A 6,497-nucleotide genomic window follows, 5' to 3' on the forward strand; every position below is an offset into this window, starting at 1 on the left:
GATCAATATCGATTCATTGATCGATATTATTGATTGATTCTGATTAGAAGTGCATTATCAGGACGTTATGATCAATTGGAGTGGTCTTATGCACTATCATTTCATCGCGGAACCGATGAGAGACACAACAGATAAGTTGCTGGGTGTTGAGATGCTCGCCCGCTTCGCTTCTGAGACGGTTCATCCGTTGCATGCAGATTCCATTATTTCGGCATGGAGTAGCGAACAAAAACGTAATTTCATGCTTGAGCAAATTCGGTTAATTGCAGAAAAGCGTGATTGGTTCGAGAACAATAATCTGATCTGTACGCTAAGCCTTGTTGATGAAATGGCGCTATTAGCAATCGGTGATCCTGTCATTAAGTCGGCCTTACATTCCATGCCTTTTATTGCGCTGGAACTCTCAGAACGCTTTCTGTCGAATACAGTTTGCCTGAACAATCTGCTCATTAATTCGCTGAGTGATGGCCCAAACGCCTTGTGGCTGGGCGATCTCGGCTCTGGCAGTATTGGCGCGAGTCCGCTGGTGTGCGGCCGTTTTGACGTTGTGAAAATGGATCGCGACTTCTTCCTGTCACAGGTAGAAAAAACAATATTCCCGGTGTTGATTAAAAATATCAGGGGGTATTGCGACCGCGTTGTGGTTGAGGGGGTAGATACGACCCATCTTATCGAGGCGGTCTGCACCGCCGGCGTTTGGGCGATGCAGGGTGAGATTTTCCCGTCAGTCACCTTCTCTGAGGTTGACGCGCTACTCTTGCCCCGGTTTTGTCACTGATGACTGAACGGATAGCCCTCCCGTCCTGGTGGGCTATTATCTCATTAACGGTCTTTCCGCCAGGCATCAGCGGTAAGCGCCTCGCCAAAATGTCCTGCAATAAGACGACGAGTCAGTTCATGTAGCGGAGAGGCCAGCACATCCGCCGTACTGCCGCGCTCGACAACTTCGCCCTGATGCATGACTAACACCTGGTCGCTGATGTGTTTCATCATCCCAATGTGTTGGGTCACATAGATATAGGAAATCCCCTGTTTTTCCTGTAACTCGAGCATCAGGTTGATGAGCTGCGATCGCATCGACATATCCAGAGAGGCTAGTGCTTCGTCGGCGATAATCACTTTTGGGCGCAAAATAAGTGCACGGGCAAGTCCCAGGCGTTGTTTTTGCCCTGGCGCAAGCATATGCGGATAGTAGCTAACATGATCGGGTAGCAGACCCACCATACGCATGGTTTCCACAATCTGTTTGCGGCGCTGTTCAGGCTCCAGATCGGTATTCAGGCGTAACGGAAAATCGAGGATCTGCGAAATACGTTGGCGCGGATTAAGCGACGTGGACGGATCCTGGAAAATCATGCGAATACGCTGACTACGAAATGAATAATCGCCATATTTTAGCGGATGATCGTCAATCAGTAGCTCGCCGCTGCTCGGTTCAACCATCCCAGCCAGCATTTTTGCCAGCGTGGACTTGCCTGAGCCGTTCTCGCCAATAATGGCGAGCGTTTGACGTTCACGCAGCGTAAAGCTCAGCGGTTTAACGGCTTCGACGGTCTGGCGGCGAAATAATCCCGTCCGGTAGCGAAAGGTTTTGCTCAGATTGCGAACTTCGAGCAGGGTTTCTACCATCTCACTCTCTCTCCATGTTCAGGGGGAAATGACAGGCGTAGAGATGATTCTTTGCTCCGGTCAGTCTTGGGGTTTCAATGCATTCGCGCTGCGCATAAGGGCAACGTGGCCCCAGACGACAGCCGATAGGCAACTGTTCTAACAACGGAATTGCTCCTGGCATGGTATTCAGGCGGCTTTTATGCGGCATTGCGCTACCAAAATCAGGAATAGCGCGAATCAACGCTTGCGTATAAGGGTGATGGGGTATCGTCACCAAATCTTTACTGGGCGCGGTTTCCACCGTTTGTCCGCAGTACATTACGTTGATTTTGTCTGCCCATTGGCTGAGCATTTGCAGGTCATGGCTGATCAACAAAATGGTGGTATTGCTGTTTTGATTCAGTCGTGTCAACAGACGAAAAATTTGCGCCTGTGTGGTGGGTTCCATCGCGTTGGTGGGTTCATCTGCAATCAGCAGACGAGGTTGGTTTGCCAGTGCGATGGCGATCATTACCTTCTGGCACTCGCCGTCGGTCAGCTCATAAGGGAAACTGCGCATTGCATCTTTATGGTCTTTTATCCCGACGCGGTGCAGCAGTTCAATCGCGCGACGTTTGCGCCAGCCAATACGTTGCCACCAGCGCCCCTTGTATGTCCAGGCGGGAATGTTTTGCATCAGTTGGCGTCCAATACGTTCGGACGGATCCAGACAAGACTGTGGCTCCTGAAAGATCATGGACACATTATGGCCGACGAGCTTACGTCGCTCGCGGGCGGAAAGGCGCAACAGGTCGATATCATCAAAACGCATGCGGTCCGCGGTCACGCGCCAGTTATCTTTGGCGACGCCGCAGATGGCCTTAGCGATCAAACTTTTACCTGAACCCGATTCACCGACCAGTCCACGGATCTCACCTTCGTTTAGCGTCATGCTGACGCGGTCAACCGCTTTCACCCAGTCTTCACCGGTCCTGAACTCGATAGTCAGGTTGCGGATATCCAGTAATGGCATTATTCCACCCCCGCAATAATCGCGCGACGCACGCCGTCACCTAGCAGGTTTACCAGCAGCACACTTATCATAATTGCCGCTCCGGGCAGCATGACTGTCCATGGTGCAACATAGATCAACTCCAGCGCATCGCCGAGCATGGCTCCCCATTCTGGGGATGGGAGTTGTGCGCCGAGATCAAGGAAGCCCAGGGCGGCGATATCCAGAATCGCCATTGACAGTGCTCGGGTGATTTCAGTGATAAGGCCGGCAGTGATATTCGGCAGAATCGCAAACCACAGGATATTGAGTGTGCTCGCGCCATCCAGACGAGCGGCAATGACATACTCTTTTTCCAGTTCGTCATGCACCATGCTGTAGACGGAGCGCACCATACGCGGCAGTAAAGCCAGCCAGACGGCGAACATCGCATGCGTCAAATGTGGCCCGGCGAAAGCCACCACAATAATGGCCAGCAGTAGCGATGGAATTGACAGCAGGGTATCCAGAATATGATTCAGCACCGCTGAGCGTAGTCCGTGCGTTGCTCCGGCAACCACGCCCAGCAACAGACCGCAGAGTGTGGCGGCGAGGGTAACGACAAACGCACCACCTACAGTAGGGGCCGCGCCGCTGAGCAGACGGCTTAATACGTCGCGGCCGAGATCGTCGGTTCCGAGGAAGAATGACACTTCGCCATAGCGTGACCAGGACGGTGGCAACAGTTGGTAGCCGAGAAATTGCTGATCGATGCCGTAAGGGGCAAACCAGCCACCAAACACGCACAGAATGACCAGTCCCGCACAACCGTACAGACCCACCATCGCAGAAGCATCGCCATAAAAATTACGCCATGCGGTGCGTAGTGTTCCGGGCGGGCGCTTTTCGCTATATACGCTATCGTAAGGCATACCATTCCTTATGTTTCAGAGGGTTAGCCATAGCACCCAAAATATCAGAGATAACGTTAACGATAATAACCAGGGAGCCAATCACCATCACACCCGCCGAAATAGCGGCGTAGTCTTGCTGGCGAATCGCGTTAATCAACCAACGCCCCAGCCCTGGCCAGCTAAAGACCATCTCGGTGATCATCGCCAGCGTCAGCATGGTGGAAAACTGTAATCCAAGACGAGGAATGACCGGCGGAAGGGCGTTGTGCAATACGTGGCGACGCAGAATGGTGAAGCGTGACAAACCGCGCGTGGCTGCCGCTTTAACATAGTTCTGATCGAAGACCTCAATGGTGCTGATACGCATCAGGCGGATGACCTCCGTCGTGGGCGCGACGGAAAGCGTCAATACCGGAAGCACCATATGACGGATTGCGCTGACCAACATTTCGTCGCGCCAGGGGGAGTCAGAGATCCACGCATCAATAATGGCGAAACCGGTCACCGGTTTTACTTCGTAAAGCAAATCGAAACGTCCCGAAACGGGTAACCAGCCGAGAGTCAGTGAGAAGAGGAGCGTCAGCAGCAGCGCCAGCCAAAAAACGGGAATGGAAAACCCCATCAGAGCCAATGCGCTGATGCAGCGATCCTGCCATTTATTACGTGTGATGCCGGCCAGCATACCAACAGGGATCCCGACCATCAGCGCAAACCCAAAGGCAAGAATACACAGCTCCATCGTGGCTGGGAAAACCTCTTTCAGCTGTTCTGAGATTAACTGACCATTAATACTGGAAACGCCAAAATCCCAGTGAATCAGACCGTTGAACCAGAATATCCAGGCGTTCCATAGCGATGCACCTTGTAACGGCGCATGGGGGGTGAAGTAGCTCAGACTGAACCCAATGAATGTCAGGAAGAACAGGGTGACCAGCAGCAATAAGAAGCGGCGTAGGGTGAAGATAATCATGGTTTTTTCACCTCATCAGTCTTTTCCCTGGAAACCCCGGCAAAGGAGGCATTCCCGAACGGACTTAGCACCAGACCTTTGATGTCATAGCGGTAAGCCTGTAGGCGCAATGATGAGGCCAACGGCAGGATCGGCAACTCTTGCGCCAGGATATTTTGTGCTTCGTCATAGGCGTCAATACGTGAGGAGAGCTGCTGCGAAGACAATGCCTTGCGCAGTATGCTGTCGAACTGCGGATTACACCAGTGCGCGAAGTTGGTCTGTGAGTTGATGGCGGCACAACTGAGCAGCGGTCGGAAAAAGCTGTCAGGATCGTTACTGTCTGTCGCCCAACCGGACAACGTCAGATCATGGTTCATATCCATTAATCGCGCCTCCTGAAAACGACCTTCAACCGGGATGATCTTCACTTTCACACCCACCTGCGCCATATCTGCCTGGATCAGTTCCGCTGTTTTCAGCGGACTCGGGTTCCAGGCCTGAGAGCTGGTCGGGACCCACAGTTGCAACGTCAGGTTCTCCAGTCCCAGTGCTTTTAACTGCTCACGGGATTTAGCCGGGTTGTATTCAGTAATCTTAGCTTCGTTGTCATAAGCCCACGAGGCGCGGGGCAAAATAGATGCTGCAGTTTCTGCCGTACCGTAGTAGATAGACTGCATCAGACGTTGGTTGTTAATGGCCAGCGCCAGCGCATGCCGTACTGCGGGGTTATCCAGCGGCGGTTTATTGGTGTTGAATGCCAGATAGGCAATGTTCATTCCAGGGCGCAGTGTCAGGCGCAGACGTGGGTCATCACGTAATATGGTGAGCTGACTGGCCGCGGGCCAGGCCAGAACGTCGCACTCCCCGGTCAGGAGCTTTGATAACCGTCCGGTTCCGCCTGAGCCGAGATCCACAACGACCTGTGGCATCAGAGGCGTGCCGCGCCAGAATTTTTCGTGGCGTTGTAGCCGAATATATTGTCCCGCACGGTTTTCTGAAAGCAGGAACGGTCCGGTGCCGACGGGCTGCCTGTCGAGTAATTCCTGGCGATCCTGTTTGGCCAGTTGTGTGGCATATTCAGCCGACATTACGGAGGCATAGTGTGTCGCCAGATGCCACAGGAAGGAGGCATCTGGCTGAGTCAGACGAAATTCGACCGTGTTGTTATCCAGCTTGCGCACGCTTTGCACGTTGTCAGCGAATTGCAGGCTATCGAAATAGGGAAAACTGCTGCCATTGACGTTGTGCCACGGATGGTGACGGTCAAATATGCGCTCGAAGGTAAACACCACATCATCTGCATTTAGCTTACGGGTAGGCGTAAACCAGGCCGTCTTTTGAAACGAGACATCGCGGCGCAAGTGAAAACGGTAGGTTGCGCCGTTGTCCAGCACTTCCCAGCTCTCAGCCAGTTCTGGCACCAGTCGGTAGGTGTACGGGTCCACATCAAGCAGCCGGTCATAGAGTTGGGCAGCCAGAGTGTCGACAATCAGGCCGCTGCTCGCTTTCTGTGGGTTGAATGTATTGACTTGCCCGCTGACGCAATAGACAAAGCCGCTGTCACGAATATCAGCGTGCGTGGTCTGCAGAGGCGCGGCAACAGCCTGACCACTCAGAAGTCCAGCCATCACGATCAGAGTTGATAAAACCAGGCGCATAATTTTAAGGGACTATGAATAAAGAAGCTATCTTACTAATATTTAATGACATTCGCCATTACCGTTTGAGTTTGGGCGCAACCATACCGTTAGTTGCAAATTCAACGTTGTGGTCTGGTCAATATTCATACCAGCGATCCACTTTGAATATAACTCATAAACTATCTTAGCATTTTCATGCCCCATCTGACCCGTAATAAACGAAGCGCGAGCCTCGTGAGAGTATAGCTATGCCAAATTTATGTGCTGTGGTGGCGCAAGAGCCGAAACTTAAGGAAGGGATAGCGTTAAAGGGAACCTGGAAGAGGTACAGAAATCATATGAATGCTGAACTATAATCATTCAGGTAGTGGTTTATGTTAAATACAGGGCAATAAAGCGAAAATATATAA

The 6,497-nt window shown here is 52.2% G+C and carries 6 protein-coding genes; 1 reads left to right on the forward strand and 5 read right to left on the reverse strand.

Annotated features, from left to right (window positions below):
- Positions 1-88 precede the first annotated feature (88 nt).
- Positions 89-778 carry an EAL domain-containing protein gene (locus NNO02_RS22200; protein WP_271455767.1) on the forward strand — a complete coding sequence of 230 codons (690 nt, stop codon included), beginning with the start codon at positions 89-91 and terminating at the stop codon, positions 776-778.
- 44 nt (positions 779-822) lie between these two features.
- Here NNO02_RS22200 and sapF read toward each other — a convergent pair whose 3' ends face one another.
- The 5 genes from sapF to sapA are packed head-to-tail and all read right to left on the reverse strand — an operon-like array spanning position 823 to position 6,105.
- Positions 823-1,629 (reverse strand): peptide ABC transporter ATP-binding protein SapF, encoded by an 807-nt coding sequence (gene sapF, locus NNO02_RS22205; RefSeq protein WP_005126478.1) that lies wholly within the window; start codon positions 1,627-1,629, stop codon positions 823-825.
- Between the two features lies 1 nt (position 1,630).
- Positions 1,631-2,623: a peptide ABC transporter ATP-binding protein SapD gene (sapD, locus tag NNO02_RS22210; protein WP_103770737.1), complete on the reverse strand. Its 993-nt coding sequence runs from the start codon at positions 2,621-2,623 to the stop codon at positions 1,631-1,633.
- Positions 2,623-3,513, reverse strand: coding sequence for a peptide ABC transporter permease SapC (gene sapC, locus NNO02_RS22215; RefSeq protein WP_005126480.1), 891 nt, complete (start codon positions 3,511-3,513; stop codon positions 2,623-2,625). Before sapC ends, sapD begins: the two co-directional genes overlap by 1 nt.
- Positions 3,500-4,465 (reverse strand): peptide ABC transporter permease SapB, encoded by a 966-nt coding sequence (gene sapB / locus NNO02_RS22220; RefSeq protein WP_202038529.1) that lies wholly within the window; start codon positions 4,463-4,465, stop codon positions 3,500-3,502. The genes sapC and sapB overlap by 14 nt, the downstream gene beginning before the upstream one ends.
- A complete protein-coding gene (gene sapA, locus NNO02_RS22225) occupies positions 4,462-6,105 on the reverse strand; it encodes an ABC transporter substrate-binding protein SapA (protein ID WP_202038530.1) in 1,644 nt (547 codons plus the stop codon). The genes sapB and sapA overlap by 4 nt, the downstream gene beginning before the upstream one ends.
- Positions 6,106-6,497 lie beyond the last annotated feature (392 nt).

Source organism: Citrobacter sp. Awk 2 (assembly GCF_028069815.1).
Classification (GTDB): Bacteria; Pseudomonadota; Gammaproteobacteria; order Enterobacterales; family Enterobacteriaceae; genus Citrobacter.

Excerpts from the sequence above, each read along its gene's own strand:
- NNO02_RS22200 (WP_271455767.1), top strand. The coding sequence starts at position 89 with ATGCACTATCATTTCATCGCGGAACCGATGAGAGACACAACAGATAAG.
- sapF (WP_005126478.1), bottom strand. The coding sequence starts at position 1,629 with ATGGTAGAAACCCTGCTCGAAGTTCGCAATCTGAGCAAAACCTTTCGC.
- sapD (WP_103770737.1), bottom strand. The coding sequence starts at position 2,623 with ATGCCATTACTGGATATCCGCAACCTGACTATCGAGTTCAGGACCGGT.
- sapC (WP_005126480.1), bottom strand. The coding sequence starts at position 3,513 with ATGCCTTACGATAGCGTATATAGCGAAAAGCGCCCGCCCGGAACACTA.
- sapB (WP_202038529.1), bottom strand. The coding sequence starts at position 4,465 with ATGATTATCTTCACCCTACGCCGCTTCTTATTGCTGCTGGTCACCCTG.
- sapA (WP_202038530.1), bottom strand. The coding sequence starts at position 6,105 with ATGCGCCTGGTTTTATCAACTCTGATCGTGATGGCTGGACTTCTGAGT.